12 protein-coding genes are annotated in these 14,592 nt (G+C 71.2%); 4 read left to right on the forward strand and 8 right to left on the reverse strand.

From position 1 onward, the window contains the following. Positions 1–81: 81 nt before the first annotated feature. The 5 genes from OP18_RS39440 to OP18_RS39460 form a co-directional block, all read right to left on the reverse strand. Entirely contained in the window at positions 82–2,817 is a 2,736-nt protein-coding gene (locus OP18_RS39440) for a putative bifunctional diguanylate cyclase/phosphodiesterase (protein WP_052388002.1), read from the reverse strand. Between the two features lie 120 nt (positions 2,818–2,937). Next, positions 2,938–4,335: an ROK family protein gene (locus OP18_RS61240; RefSeq protein WP_033364302.1), complete on the reverse strand. Its 1,398-nt coding sequence runs from the start codon at positions 4,333–4,335 to the stop codon at positions 2,938–2,940. Between the two features lie 143 nt (positions 4,336–4,478). Then, the gene (locus OP18_RS39450) at positions 4,479–5,738 is read right to left on the reverse strand and encodes a sugar ABC transporter permease (RefSeq protein ID WP_033364303.1); all 1,260 of its coding nucleotides are present in this window, start codon (positions 5,736–5,738) and stop codon (positions 4,479–4,481) included. 85 nt (positions 5,739–5,823) lie between these two features. Further along, positions 5,824–6,597, reverse strand: a complete 774-nt coding sequence (locus OP18_RS39455) for an ATP-binding cassette domain-containing protein (protein WP_033364304.1) — start codon at positions 6,595–6,597, stop codon at positions 5,824–5,826. A 98-nt stretch (positions 6,598–6,695) separates the two neighbouring features. Further along, a complete protein-coding gene (locus OP18_RS39460; protein ID WP_033364305.1) occupies positions 6,696–7,796 on the reverse strand; it encodes a sugar ABC transporter substrate-binding protein in 1,101 nt (366 codons plus the stop codon). Positions 7,797–8,105: 309 nt separating this feature from the next. Here OP18_RS39460 and OP18_RS39465 point away from each other — a divergent pair, with 309 nt between their 5' ends. Then, the gene (locus tag OP18_RS39465; protein ID WP_081971504.1) at positions 8,106–8,930 is read left to right on the forward strand and encodes a hypothetical protein; all 825 of its coding nucleotides are present in this window, start codon (positions 8,106–8,108) and stop codon (positions 8,928–8,930) included. A gap of 24 nt (positions 8,931–8,954) precedes the next feature. On the opposite strand, the gene OP18_RS58870 is transcribed toward OP18_RS39465, so the two are convergent. After that, positions 8,955–9,416 (reverse strand): L,D-transpeptidase family protein, encoded by a 462-nt coding sequence (locus tag OP18_RS58870; protein WP_052388004.1) that lies wholly within the window; start codon positions 9,414–9,416, stop codon positions 8,955–8,957. Between OP18_RS58870 and OP18_RS39475 the strand changes: the two genes are divergently transcribed. The 3 genes from OP18_RS39475 to OP18_RS39485 all read left to right on the forward strand — a co-directional run bounded on the left by OP18_RS39475 (position 9,403) and on the right by OP18_RS39485 (position 12,669). Then, positions 9,403–10,590 (forward strand): M15 family metallopeptidase, encoded by a 1,188-nt coding sequence (locus tag OP18_RS39475; protein ID WP_245635683.1) that lies wholly within the window; start codon positions 9,403–9,405, stop codon positions 10,588–10,590. The genes OP18_RS58870 and OP18_RS39475 overlap by 14 nt on opposite strands. 72 nt (positions 10,591–10,662) lie before the next feature. Beyond that, positions 10,663–12,180, forward strand: coding sequence for an outer membrane protein assembly factor BamB family protein (locus tag OP18_RS39480; protein WP_162189886.1), 1,518 nt, complete (start codon positions 10,663–10,665; stop codon positions 12,178–12,180). Positions 12,181–12,324: 144 nt separating this feature from the next. Beyond that, entirely contained in the window at positions 12,325–12,669 is a 345-nt protein-coding gene (locus OP18_RS39485; protein WP_033364307.1) for a hypothetical protein, read from the forward strand. 87 nt (positions 12,670–12,756) lie between these two features. On the opposite strand, the gene OP18_RS58040 is transcribed toward OP18_RS39485, so the two are convergent. Together OP18_RS58040 and OP18_RS39495 are read right to left on the reverse strand one after the other, a co-directional pair. After that, positions 12,757–13,188 (reverse strand): hypothetical protein, encoded by a 432-nt coding sequence (locus OP18_RS58040; protein ID WP_033364308.1) that lies wholly within the window; start codon positions 13,186–13,188, stop codon positions 12,757–12,759. Beyond that, positions 13,189–14,592, reverse strand: coding sequence for a KamA family radical SAM protein (locus OP18_RS39495; protein WP_052388012.1), 1,404 nt, complete (start codon positions 14,590–14,592; stop codon positions 13,189–13,191).

Genomic DNA, 14,592 nt, shown 5'->3' on the forward strand with positions numbered 1-14,592 from the left:
CCGCCGGTCCGCACCGCGGTGGCAACCTCAGGGGTCAGCCGGCCACCGCGCCGGTCCGCACCGCGACGGCGACCTGAAAGGTCAGACGGCCACCGCGGCCGGGTCGCGCAGCAGCGCGCCGGCCTCCCGTGCCGGCAGCGGCCGGGAGAAGTAGTAGCCCTGGCCGACGTCGCAGCCCATCCGGCGCAGGGCGAGGAACTGCGCGTACTGCTCGATGCCCTCCGCGACGGTGGCCATCCCGAGGCTCTGCCCCAGCTGGACGATCGTGCGGGCCAGGGCCGCGTCCGGGGTGGCACCGCCGATGCGTTCCACGAACGACCGGTCGATCTTGAGCGTGTCGACGGGGAAGCGGCGCAGGTACGCCAGCGACGAGTACCCGGTGCCGAAGTCGTCGATCGCCAGCTTGACGCCGATCTGTTTGAGGCTGAGCAGGACCGCGAGGTTCTCCTCGGTGTCGTTCATCAGCACGCTCTCGGTCATCTCCAGGCACAGCCGCTCCGCGGGCAGCCCGGTGTCGGCCAGGACCCCGGCGACGATCGCCGGCAGGTCGGTCTGGTCGAACTGGCGGCCGGATACGTTGACCGCCATCGTCAGCGGCCGGTCCGGTGCGGGCCGGCTCCATTCGACGCACTGCCGGCTGGCCTCGGCGAGGACCCACTGGCCGAGCGGGCGGATCAGGCCGGTGGACTCGGCCAGGGGGATGAAGTCGGCGGGGGAGATCTCCCCGCGGGTCGGGTGCCGCCACCGTACGAGCGCCTCGAAGCCGGTGACGGTGCCGGAGCGCAGCTCGATCGTCGGCTGGTAGTGCAGGACGAGCTCGCCGGTCGTCTCCAGGGCGCGGCGCAGGTCGGCGGCGAGCTGGAGCCGGTCGACGAGGCCGGAGTGCATCGCCGGGTCGTACCGGGCGAAGGTGCCCTCGCCGGCGGCCTTCGCCCGGTACATGGCCAGGTCGGCGTTGCGCAGCAGCTGGTCGGCGTCGGCGGCGTCCGGGCCGGTGACGGCGATGCCGATGGACGCCTGGACGTGGATCTCGGTGTTGTCGATGTCGAACTGGTGGTCCAGCGCGTCGATGATCCGGGTGGCGAGGTCGTCGGCGTCGCCGGCGGCGTCCTGCGCGGTGCCGGTCAGGTCGATGAGGACGGCGAACTCGTCGCCGCCGAAGCGGGCCACGGTGTCGCCGGGGCGCACCGCGGCGGCGAGCCGGTCGGCGACCTGGACGAGCAGCTGGTCGCCGGCGGCGTGCCCGAGGCTGTCGTTGACCTCCTTGAACCCGTCGAGGTCCAGGAACAGCACGGCGACGTCCGCGTCGCCGCGGCGGCGCAGCGCCATCTCGACGCGGTCCTTGAACAGGGCCCGGTTCGCCAGTTTCGTCAGGCCGTCGTGGAACGCCTCGTGGACGAGCTGGTCTTCGAGCTCCTTGCGCTCGGAGATGTCGCGCGAGTTGAGCACCAGGCCCCGCACGTTGCGGTCGCCGAGCAGGTTGGTGACGGTGACCTCGGCGAGGCGGTGATGCCCGTCGGCGTGCCGCATCGGGATCTCCACGACGCGGCTGGCGTACGGGGTGTCGGCGACCGCGCCGAACGCCTCCTCGAGCCGGACGCGGGCGTCGTCGGGCAGGAACTCGGCGAGCCGGCGGCCGGTGGTGTGCTCGCGGTCGTAGCCGAAGACCCGGCTGATCGACTCGGACTGGTAGGTGACGACGCCGTCGAGCGACACGACCGTGACCACGTCGGAACTGTGCTGCACGAGCGCCTGGAACCGCTGCTCGCTGGCCCGCAGGTCGGCGGTGCGGGCCTCGACGCGGTGCTCCAGGTCGCGGGTCAGGTTGCGGTTCTCCAGCAGGGTGAGCAGCTGCCGGCCCACGATGAGCAGGATGATCGCGGAGCGGGTCATGGTCACGACGGGGTCGTGCACGGCGTGCCGGAGCACCTCGAACGTGCTGGTGCCGAGCGCGCCGAGGACGGCGATGTAGGGCAGCATGACGCCCAGCGGCCGCACCAGCGTGTCGGCGTCCTCGGCCTCGGGCGGCCCGTCCGGCTTGCGCGACGCGATCAGGATCAGCGCGAAGCCGACGAACCAGCCCAGGTCGAGCACCGCGCCGGAGCCGTAGTCGTCGACGAGGGTCAGGTACGCGTAGCCGCTGTCGGACACGGTGAACGCGGCGAGCCCACCGCCGACCAGCGGCAGCGACATCGGCCGCTGCCCGCCGCCGCGCAGCCTGGCGAGGATGAACAGCACGACGGTGAGCACGACGACGTCGCCGCCCGGGTACCACAGCGTGATCAGCAGCGCGAGAGAGCTGTCCGCGCCCTGCGCGGCGAGCGGCCCGAGGATCAGGTTCCAGGTCATGAGCAGCAGCGACGCGGCGATCATGAGACCGTCGAGGATGCTGCGGACCTGCTGGGCGACGCTCTGCCGGCGCACCGGCAGCAGGAGCAGCCCGGCGGCGGTCAGCGGCATCATCCAGAAGTAGCCGGCGTCGGCGAGGGACGGGAACGGCACGCCGGTGCCCAGGACCGTCTCGTACCAGATGCAGCACAGCTGCCCGGCGGCCCACGACAGGGAGCCCAGCCCGGTCAGGGCCCACGCCCACCGTACCCGGGCCGCCGCGGGCCGCAGCGCCTTGGCCAGGCAGCCGCAGGCGGCGGCGAGTGCCGCGGCGAACAGCGCGACGTTCGAGGTGTTCTGCGCGGTGACGGGCCCACCGGCGCCGGTGACGAGCGCGGCGAACAGCGCGGCGGTCACGGCGGCGGTCGCGCCGCACAGCACGGCGTACCCGCGGGTGGGCACGGCGGCGCGCAGCAACGTGGCCAGCATTGTCGCCCCCTGTCGCCGTACCGTCCGGTGACCCGCCAGATCGGGCGACGGGCGCGGGAGCTGAGCTGTCGGGTGCCGCGGCAACCACACCGCACCCGGCGGGCGCGGGCACCGCGGCGGTCAGGCGAAGTCGAGCGGGTCGGCGAACAGCGGCTCGAACGCGAGCTCCGCGGCGCCGAGCAGCGCGGCGTCCTCGCCGAGGACGGGGGTGCGCAGGCGGACGTGCTCGCGGCAGGCGGGCAGGGCGTTGCGGTTGAGGCGGCTGCGCACCTGGGCGGCGGATGCCAGGTACACCTCCCGCAGCGTGCCGCCGAAGATGACCATTTCGGGGTTGAAGATGTTGACGAGGTTGGCGACGCCGAAGCCGAGCCAGTCGCCGACCTGCCGGACGGCGGCCTGCGCCGACGCGTCGCCGCGCCCGGCGGCGTCCACGACGGCGAGGATGCCCTCGCGCCCGGTGGACGGGTCACGCCCGGCGGCGGTCAGCAGGGCGTGCTCGCCGATCTCGGTCTCCCAGCAGCCGTGCGAGCCGCAGCTGCACGGCTTGCCGGCGGGGTTGACGACCATGTGGCCGACCTCGCCGCCGTAGCCGCCGTGGCCGGTGACGGGGCGCCCGGCGGCGATGATCCCGCCGCCGACGCCGGCGTCGCCGTAGAGGTACACGACGTTGTCGCAGCCGACGGCGGCGCCGCGGGCGTGCTCGGCGAGCGCGGCGAGGTCGGCGTTGTTGCGCACCTGCACCAGCGGCCGGCCCGGTTCGGTGAGGTCGGGCTCCTCGGCGTCGGGCAGGTCCTCGTCGAGCAGGTCGTCGCTGTCGGTGCCGCCGGTCCGGCGGGCCGCGCCCGGCGGACCCACCCCGGCCTCGACCAGGTCGTCGTCGCGCGCCTGCCGCTGCGCCGGCACGGTGGTGGTCGCCGCGGCGGGGCGCAGGCCGGTGGCGGGGAAGACGTCGACGCCGGTGCTGATGATGACCTCGGCGAGGGCCTCGCCGAGCGGCTGGTCGACCCAGCCGAGTTCGGGGCCGAGCCGGACGAAGCCGTCCTCGCGGCGCACCATGGCGGAGACCGCCGCGGCGCTGCCGACGAGCCGCGCGCCGGGCGGGGCGGCCTTCTGCATCTTGCGCACGAAGTCGGCGATCGGCGCGACGACCTGGGCGGCGGTGCGGTCGCCGCGTTCGCGGACGGCGGCGTGCCGGTCCAGCACGACGCCGCCGAGGCCGACGCGGGCGGCGACGATGCGGTCCACCTCGACGGCGAACGCGAAGACGTACACGTGCTCGGACTCGGGGCGCACGACCAGCGACGGGCGGCCCGCCCGGCCCCGCTGCTCGCGGGGCACGCCCTCGCTCACCAGCCCGGCGGCGACGAGGTCGGCGGTCAGCGCGCCGATCGTGCTGCGGTTGAGCCCGAGGCTGGTGGTGAGGTCGGCGCGGGACATGGCGCCGTGGAGGTGCACGGAACGCAGGAGAGCACCGAGGTTGCTCCTACGGATCTCCTCCTGGCTGGGGCCGACGCGCATGCTCGACTTTCTCGTTGGTGGTGCCTGCCGCTTACCGTACGGCCGTCCTGCCGGCCGGAACAGAGCCGTTCCGGCAACCTGGCTGCCGGCCGGGTGTCCGCCCCGGGGTTGGGCGGGACGGACACCTCGGCAGGACGGTGCGGCTATCTCAGTCCGGCGGACGCGGCCCGGCGCCGTGACAGCGCGTCGATGCCGGCGGCGGCGAGCAGGACGACACCGGTGACGATGAACTTCTGCCCGGCGCTGTACTGCATGAGGCCCATGCCGTTCTCGATGACGGCGACGACCGCGCCGCCGAGGACCGCGTCGAGGACCCGGCCCTTGCCGCCGAAGAGGCTGGTGCCGCCGATGACGGCCGCGCCGACGGCGTAGAGCAGCACGTTGCTGCCACCGGTGTTCGGGTCGACGGACGCCTGCCGCGACGCGGCGATGATGCCGCCGACCGCGGCCATCGCCGAGCAGATGACGAAGACGGAGATGCGGATGCCGTCGACGTTGATGCCGGCCCGGCGGGCGGCCTCCTTGTTGCCGCCGACGGCGTACAGGTGCCGGCCGTAGGCGGTGCGGCCCAGCACGAACGTCCAGATCACCAGCAGCACGCCGATGAGCAGGACGACCATCGGGACGCCCTTCTGCGAGAACAGGATGTTGCGGCCGCGCTCGAGGTTGAGCACGTAGACGCCGACGCCCATGAGCGCGGCGACGCCGCCGACGCGCAGCGCGACGACCGACATCGGCTCGACGGCCAGGCCGCGGCGGGCCCGGCTGGTGCGCTTCCACAGCTGCAGCGCGGCGAGGGCGGCGATGGTGATGCCGTACAGGATCCAGCCCTGCAGCGGGGTGAACCGGCCGTCGAAGTTGATCTTCTTGATGGTCGGGTCGTCGACGGCGATGATCGTGCCGCCCTTGATGAGCAGCAGCACCGCGCCCTGGAAGGCGAGGAAAGCGGCGAGCGTCACCACGAACGACGGGATGCCGATCTTCGCCACGAGCAGGCCGATGACGATACCGATGACGATGCCGGTGGCGACCGCGCCGAGGATCGCCACGTACCAGGGGAAGCCGTGCGTGGTCAGCAGGGTCGCCAGGACCGCGGCGCACACGCCGCTGGCGTAGCCCGCGGACAGGTCGATCTCGCCGAGCAGCAGGACGAACACCAGGCCCATGGCGATGCAGGTGACCGCGGCGCCCTGGGAGAGCAGGTTGGCGAAGTTGGCCGCGCTGAAGAACACCGGCCGTGCGACGGAGAAGATGATCGTCAGCACGATGAGGCCGAGGATCGCGGGCAGCGCGCCCATGTCGCCGCCGCGCACCTTCGCCAGGTACGTGCGGACGTAGAGTCCCAGGGTCGGCGTCTGGCCGCCGGAAACCTTCTCCTCCGGGGGCACCGTGGACACGGTCATGACGTCACCTCCGCTGCGCTCCGGCGCCGCCCTGACCTGACACTGAGCCGATGATGCACGGCTCCTCCGCTCCGCTTCGGACCGTTCATACCGTCGCTCCGTTCTGGCGCAGCCCGAGGTCGCCGCTGCGACCGGCGGTGATGAGTTCCACGACCTGCGAGTGGGTGACGTCGGTGGCACTCACCTGGGCGCACATCTGACCGAGGAACAGCGCGGCGATCCGGTCGGCGACGGCGAACACGTCGTTCATGTTGTGCGAGATGAGCACGACGGCGAGGCCGTTGTCGGCGAGGCGGCGCACCAGCTCGAGGACCTGGGCGGTCTGCGCGACGCCGAGGGCCGCGGTCGGCTCGTCGAGCACGACCAGGCGGTTGTTCCACAGCACGGCCTTGGCGATGGCGACCGTCTGCCGCTGGCCGCCGGACAGGCTCGACACGTGCTGGCGGACCGACTTCACGGTGCGCACCGACAGCCCCGCGAGGGTCTCCGCGGCCTTCTGCTCCATCGTGATGTCGTCCAGGACGATGCCGCTCTTGATCTCACGGCCGAGGAACATGTTCTGGACGATGTCGAGGTTGTCGCAGAGCGCGAGGTCCTGGTAGACGATCTCGACGCCGAGCGCGGCGGCGTCGCGCGGTCCGTGGACGCTGACCGGCTTGCCGTCGAACAGGTACTCGCCGGAGTCGATCGAGTAGATCCCGCCGAGGCACTTGACCAGGGTGGACTTTCCGGCGCCGTTGTCACCGACGAGGGCGGTGACCTGGCCGGCGTACGCGGAGAAGTCCACGTCCCGCAGGACCTGGACGGGTCCGAAGCTCTTGTTGAGCCCACGGACCTCGAGCAGAGGTGTGTCGGTCACGATGCTCCTTCTTGCATGTCCGACGGGGGTGGCCGTTCACAGGCTGCGACCCGGCGCCCGCAGGGGTACTGCGGGCGCCGGGCGCTGCGAACCGGTGGTTACTTGATGCCCGCCGCGGCGCACTTGGCGGCGAAGTCGCCGGTGCACAGTTCGGCGACCGTGACGTAGCCGTCGTCGATGACGTCCTTCACGTTGTCCTTCGTGATCGACTTCGGGGTCAGCAGGACGGCGTCGACCTCACGCTTGCCCTCCGGGTCGGTCACCTTCTGGGAGGTGGCGCCCTTCTCACCCTTGGCCAGGCCGATGGCGAGCTTGGCGGCCGCGTCGGCCTCCTGCTTGACGGCCTTGTAGACGGTCATGCACTGGTCGCCGTTGAGGATGTTCTGCAGGCCCTGCACGGTCGCGTCCTGGCCGGTGACCGGGACCTTGCCGTTGAGCTTCTGCTTCTTGAGGATGTTGATCGCGGCGTTGCCGAGGCCGTCGTTGGCGGCCAGGACGCCCGCGATGTTCGGCGTCGAGGTCAGCATCTGCTCGAACACGGTGCCGGCGGTGGTGTTGTCCCACTCGGCGACCCACTGGTCCGGGCCCTTGACGTACTCACCGCTGTCGTACTTGGCCTTGAGCACGCCGTCGTAGCCCTGCTTGAACAGGGTGGCGTTGTTGTCGGTCTGGGAGCCGTTGAGCTCCGCGATGACCGGCTTGGTCGCCTTCGCGTCGGTGAGGCACTTGACGAGGCCCTCGCCCTGCAGCTTGCCGACCGCGACGTTGTCGAAGCTGACGTAGTACGCCGCGGAGCCGCCCAGCGTGAGCCGGTCGTAGTCGATCGTCGCGACGCCGGCGGCCTTGGCCTTGTCGAGCACGGCCTTGCCGGTGCCGGAGTCCAGGTTGACGATCATGAGGACGTTCACGCCGCCCGTGATCATCTGCTCGGCGATGGTCTGGAACGCGGCCTTGTCGTTCTGCGCGTTCTGGATGTCGTAGTCGACGCCGGCGGTCTTGAACGCCTGCTCGAGGTATTTGCGGTCCGCGGTCTCCCAGCGGGCCGAGGACTTGCTGTCGGGCAGGATGACGCCGATCTTCGCCTTCTTGGCGTTACCGCCGGTGCCGGGGTCGGCTGCCTTGTCGTCGTCGCCACAGGCGGTGAGTCCGCCGGTCGCGAGGACGCCTACCGCCAACAGGGAGAGGATCCCTTTGCGCATATTGCACGGGTCCTTTCGGATATGCGCCTTGACCGGGCGCTGGGGGTGTTCGGGCGGAAGTCCACCGTCGGGGTCGTGCATCGGGACGACGGTGATTGTTGTGCCCGGCAACGTATTCCTCCGTGGCCGGTGGGCACAAGGCCGCCACGATTTCGAAATTGTTGTTGGCGGTAACAATTGCGCAACGCGCCAGCAACGGCCCTCGCCACCAAGATCATCTCAGGGCCCGGTTGCCAACTGGTTGCGCCGAACGAGCAAGCTGCACGATGTTTCCGCTTTGCAACTTTCGCCGTGGCTATCCTCGACCTCATGATCACTCCGCCGCTCGCGCCGGAGATCCTCGCCGAGTACCCGGAGCTCGCCGTCCTCGGCAGGACCGCCACCCGCCTGCACCCGCGACGCGGGAACCCGGGCGTCGGCGACAGCCACGTCGGCGGCCCGCTCGCGTGGCCGGCCGACGAGCCGTGGCCGGTCTGCACCCGCGAGCTGCGCGACGGACACCGCCACGGCCGGCCCAACCCGCTCGTGCCGGTCGCCCAGCTGTGGGCCTCCGACGTGCCCGACCTGCCCCGCACCATTCCTGGCGGCCGCGCCGGCGCCGAGAGCTTCGACCTGCTGCAGGTGCTGTGGTGCCCGGTCGAGCACCTGCGCGAGTCCCGCGGGCCCGCCGTCCAGGTCGTGCGCCGCCGCGCCGCGGACCTGCCGGCGGACCTGCTCACCGACCCGCCCCAGGGCGACGTCGAGCAGGCCGGGTGGATCCCCGTGCCGTGCGTGCTGCACCCGGAGCAGATCACCGACCGGCCCTGCGCCGACGCCCTGCCCGGCCCCCTGCGCGACCGCATGCCGCCCGGCGTGGCGGCCGGGTTCGTCGCCCCCGGCTGGAAGGTCGGCGGCTACCCGCGCCGCCCCGGCCAGACCCCGTGCCCGCACTGCGGCAACCCGACCGACCTGCTGCTGCTCGTCGCCGAGCACGAGTACGACGACGAGACGTACCACTGGATCCCGCTCGAGGAACAGGACCTGGACTGGTCCGCGCCGCACGGCGACAGCCACCGGCGCCCGACCGGCCTGCGCCTCGACGGCGACCTGCACGTCTTCGCCTGCCCCGACTGCGGCACCGTCCACGTCGTGTGACGGCGCCCCGCACCGGCGCCGGCGTCAGTACCGCGACAGCTGCCCGGTCGGCGACAGCACGATGCGCGGGTTCGCCGCCGGGTCCAGCCAGCGCAGCAACGCCACCAGGTCCGACTGCGGCAGGCTCACACACCCGAGCGTCGAGTTGCCGTTGGACTGGTGCAGGAAGATGCCGGACCCGCGCCCCGGCGTCGCCGGCATGTTGTACCGGATGACCGCGAAGTACGTGTACTGCGGGCTGATCTGCCACAGCGGCTCGCTCGGCCCGCCCGGGTTCGCCCCGTGGTGGAACGTGTTGTAGCCGGGCGAGGAGCTGTTCTCGTCCCACCAGTCGTCCTGCACGACCCGGTGGTAGGCGTACCGGACGCCCGGGTTGGCCGCGATGCCGTACATGGTGGCGTCGAAGGCGTACACGCCGGTCGGGGTCGTCTTGTCGCCCTCGTGCTTGTCGCCGCTGAACCCGTTGCCGCCGATGCGGGCCGTCATCGGCGACAGCACCGGCTGCCAGACCCCGCCCGTCTTCGCGTACGCCCGCAGGCTCGCCGTGGTCGCCGACGCGCTCGCCGCCTGCACGATCACCACCTGGGTGGTGCTGCCCGGCAGGGTCCGCAGCCGGGACGCGTCGTTCGCGGCCGCCGTCGTGCCGGCCGCGGCCGCCTTCTTCGACGCCGAGGGCGACGGCGACGCCGACCGGGACGCCGGCACCGAGGCCGACACCGACGGTGACGCCTCGACCGACGGCGGCGCCTCGCTGGACGCCTCGGCGGTGGGGGAGGCGACCGGCTGGGCCGAGACGGCGGGCTTCCCGCCGCAGGCGGTCACCGCCGCCAGCACGGCAACGGTCGCGAGCAGGGCCTTCGGGGCGCGTCGTCCGCGCTGGTCAACCGGCACGACACATAGTATCGACCGCATGCCGATGCGCGTCCCGACCCGCCTGACACCGCTGCTCGCGCTGGTCCCGCTGCTGCTCGGGGGCTGCGGCGGCGGCACCGGCGGCAGCCCGGCGAGCGGCGCGCCACCGTCACCCGCCGTGTCGGTGAGCGCCCCGGCGTCGCAGTCCGCGTCGCCGGCCGGGTCGCCGGCTCAGACCGCGTTCGTCGGCACGGTCGAGGCGCTGCCGCCGGAGGTCCGGCAGCGGATGACCGGTGTGTCGTGGCGGCCGGGCTGCCCCGTCGGCCTCGACGACCTGCGCCTGCTGCGACTGTCCTATGTCGACTTCGCCGGCGCCGCCCAGGTCGGCGAGCTCGTCGTGCACCGGGCGATCGCCGACGCCGTCGTGCGCGTCTTCGCGAAGCTGTACGCGGCCCGCTTCCCGATCCGCGGCATGCGCACCGTCGAGGCGTACGACGGCAGCGACGACGCATCGATGGCCGCCGACAACACATCGGGCTTCAACTGCCGCAACGTGCCGAACACCAAGCACTGGTCGAACCATGCCTACGGCCGGGCGATCGACGTCAACACCGTCGAGAACCCCTACCTGCAAGGTACGCTGATCATGCCGCCGGCCGGCAAGGACTACCTCGACCGGCGCAACGTCAGGACCGGGATGATCGTGGCCGGCGACGCGGTCGTCACCGCGTTCAAGTCCGAGGGTTTCGCGTGGGGCGGCGCATGGCGCACCGGAGTGGACTACCAGCACTTCGAGAAGCCCGGGTGAGACCGGGGACACGGATCCCATAGCGCCGTTCGGGGGAGCCGCTCGATGGCACGGGATCGCGATACTGTCGCCATGTCACGTACGGGGACCTTCCGTCTCATGCTCATCGGCGCCCTGGTGCTCGTCCTGGGCGGCATCGCCACGACCGCCTACGCGTTGCGCGACACCGCGCAGCAGACGCCGGACACGCCCGCCGCCGACGCGCAGGCCGCGTCGACCTCGCCGTCACCGGCGAAACCGGCGTTCACCGGCTGGTCGGACCCGGAGCTGGTCGGCAAGCCGTACGGGACGAAGGTGCCGGGTCTGCTGACCTTCCGCGGCAACCCGACCCGCACCTACTACGGGCAGGGCCCGGTGCCGCGCACGATGCCCGTGCACAAGTGGCAGTTCCCGAAGACCGGCGGCATGTGCCGGATGTCGGAGGACAAGGGCAAGACCACGCAGTGGTGCGGCAACGGCTGGACCGGCCAGCCCGCGGTCTTCGAGAAGGACGGCCGGACCTGGGTCGTGTTCGGCGCGTACGACGGCGCCATCCACTTCCTGGACGCCGCCACCGGCGAACGCATCCTGCCGGACTTCCCGACCGGCGACATCATCAAGGGCACCGTCACCATGGACCCGGACGGCTTCCCGCTGCTGTACTCCGGCTCCCGCGACAACTTCTACCGGGTCATCGCCCTGGACCGCGACAAGCCCACCGAGCTGTGGAAGCTGTCGGCGAACGCGGTGAAGCCGACCATGTGGAACGACGACTGGGACGGCTCCGGCCTGATCATCGACGACTACCTGTTCGAGGGCGGGGAGAACAGCCAGTTCCACATCGTGAAGCTCAACCGCGGCTACGACGCCAACGGCAAGGTCACGGTGAACCCGAAGCTGGTGTTCAACACCCCCGGCTGGGACGCGCAACTGCTCAAGGACTTCGGCGACACCAACGTCTCCATCGAGAACTCGGTGTCCATCTACAAGAACGTGGTGTACTTCGCCAACTCCGGTGGCCTGGTGCAGGGCTGGGACATCAGCGGCCTGAAGGAGGGCAGGACCCCGACCCGCGTGTTCCGCTTCTGGACCGGCGACGACACCGACGCCTCCATCGTCATCGACGAGGCCGGCTTCCTGTACGTCGGCTCCGAGTACGAGAAGGGCAACGCCCGCGCCAAGCAGGTGGGGCAGATGCTGAAGCTCGACCCGTCCAAGCCCGACAACCCGGTCGTCTGGTCCGTCAAGGACCAGGGCAGCAAGCCCGCCGGCATCTGGGGCACCCCGGCGCTGTTCAAGGACATCGCGATCTACGACACCACCGGCGGCGACGTCATGGGCCTGGACCGCCAGACCGGCGCGGTCCGCTGGAAGTTCCACGTCCCGGGCAACGAGACCTGGCAGTCCCCGGTCGTCGTGGACGACACCCTCTTCATCGGCGACTGCTCCGGCGTCATGCACGCCTACGACGTCAAGGACACCAACGCCCAGCCGAAGCTGCTCTGGGAGATGAAGATCGGCGGCTGCATCGAGTCCACCCCGGCCGTCTGGAAGGGCGCGATGTACTTCGGCACCCGCGCCGGCGCGGTGCACTCCCTGTCGGTCTCCTGACCTGTCCGCCTAGTGTCCTAGGAAGCGCTACGCGACGCGCGCCCGGTCACCGGCTCACGGCCGGCCGACCGGGCGCCGCGGCTGACCGTGCCTTGCACCAGGTGGACGACGCCGGGCCCGGCGGGTGGTGCCAACGCTGCGCTCGTGTCGGCTGTTTCGGTTCGGGTCCGCGCGACCGTGCTCGCGGGTGCGGCGTTCGTCGGTGTGCTCGTCCCCGGCGTCGTGTTGTCGCCTCCGGCGGGGCGGGTCGGTCCTGGCTATCAGCCTCTGGGCGGCCGGCCGAAGGTGTGCTGCCTGTCCCTGTGGTTCCCGCGGGTGGACCGGGTGTTCCTGGCGACGGTCATGCGCCACTACGCCGAGCGGCCTGAGCATCGCCGTGACATCGGCACGCCGGCGGAGCGGGACCGGCTCAGCGCCGGATTCGCGGCGTGGCGCACCCAGTCCGGCGTTCCGGTGGACGCCGCAAGCCGCTCCGACCCCATATCCTAGCGTCCTAGGATGCCTTAGACGACGTGGCTACCGCCACGTCAGAACCAAAAGCGGCCGCTACGCGGCAGATTTGCCGTTTTTGCTGGTTCAGGGACCGCTGGGTGCGGTTGCCGGTGGTGAGGACCGCTGCGTGGCGGGTTGCTGGCAGGCGACGACCGCGTCGAGGTGCCAGCCGAGCGGCTCGTATGAGCGGAAGGTCAGCACGGCGACGGTGTGGGCCTTGGCGTCGAAGGCGATGTCGATGCGGTCGGGCTGCTCGTGCACGCGATGCAGGCCGGCGAGCAGGGTGCCGGAGCGGGCCTGGGCCCAGGCGGTCGCGAGCTGCTCCGGGGTGCGGGTCTCGCGGGTCGTGGGTGCGGCGGTGGCGCGGGCGGCGGCGATGTGGCTGTGTTCGTCGCACTGCAGCCGGGTGGACGGGTCGGTGGCGGTCTCGCCGGTGTCGCCGATCGAGTTGATGTACAGGATGACGGCGACCGCGGCGAGAGCCAGCCCGAGGAACCGCAGGATGTTACGGCGCACTCACCCAGCGTAGGCGACCAGGGGGAGCTGCGTCTCGGCGCGCCATTTGGCGATGCCGGAGGCAGGGAGCGTGTCGATGGGGTCGTAGTACGGGTAGGTGCGGTCGAGGTCCATGGACGAGTCCTCGATGGAGGTGCGGTAGTTCTTCGTCCAGTAGGTGATGCCGCGTTCGCGGTCGTACTCGGTGACCATGTGGACCCAGCGTTTGCCGACGAAGGGCACGTCGCAGACGATGCGGGGGGTGGCGTAGCCGGGCAGGTAGCCCATGATGTCGTGCTGGAGCTGCTGGGCCTGCCAGACGGCGACGCGCCAGTGTTCGGCGTTGGGGATCATGTCGCACATGTAGAAGTAGTACGGCAGGATGCCGGCCTCGCCCTGCAACGCGAAGCACAGGTCGAGCAGGTCGGCGGCGGTGGCGTTGACGCCGCGCATGAGGACGCCCTGGTTGCGTACGTCGCGGACGCCGACCTCGAGGGCGGTGTGGGCGGCTTTGGCGACGAGCGGGGTGAGGGACTGGGCGTGGTTGACGTGGGTGTGGATGGCGAGGTTGACGCCGCGGCGGGCGGCGGTGCGGGCGACGCGTTCGAGGCCTTCGACGACGGTGGGTTGCAGCCAGTGCTGGGGGAGGCCGGCGAGGGCCTTGGTGGCGAGGCGGATGTCGCGGATGGTGTCGATGGCGAGCAGTCGCATGAGGAAGGTTTCGAGCTGGGGCCAGGGGACGTTGGCGACGTCGCCGCCGGAGACCACGACGTCGCGGACGCCGGGTTGGCCCTTGAGGTAGTTGATCATTGCGTCGTAGCGGTCGACGGGCTTCAGGGCCAGGCGCAGTTTGGTGACGCTGGGGGTGTTGTTGCCGACGAGGTCCATGCGGGTGCAGTGGCCGCAGTACTGGGGGCAGGTGGACAGCAGTTCGGCGAGGACCTTGGTGGGGTAGCGGTGGGTGAGCCCTTCGGCGACCCACATGTCGTGTTCGTGGAGTGAGTCGCGGCTGGCGTGGGGGTGTGAGGGGAAGTCGGTGAGCCGGTCGGAGGCGACGGGCAGCATGTAGCGGCGGATGGGGTCGGCGCGGAGGGTCTTGTCGGTGATCTCGCCGGTGGGGACCATGGTGTTGATCATTTGGGGTGGGACGAGCATCGACATGGTGGCCTGGTTGGCCTGGTCGAGGGCGAGGTCGTCGTAGAAGTCGGCGGTGATGAGGTCGCCGTAGACGGTGCGGAGCTGGTTGATGTTCTTGACGCAGTGGGCGCGTTGCCATTGGGCGGATTCCCACTCGTCGCGGGTGACGTCGCGCCAGCCGGGGAGGCGTCGCCAGTCGGGTTCGACGAGCTCGTGGCGTTGATACGCGTACGGCTGCACGGCACACCTCCAGAAATCCTGCGCTAGAACCGTCACAGTAGCGAAGAT

The organism is Dactylosporangium aurantiacum, assembly GCF_000716715.1.
GTDB lineage: Bacteria > Actinomycetota > Actinomycetes > Mycobacteriales > Micromonosporaceae > Dactylosporangium > Dactylosporangium aurantiacum.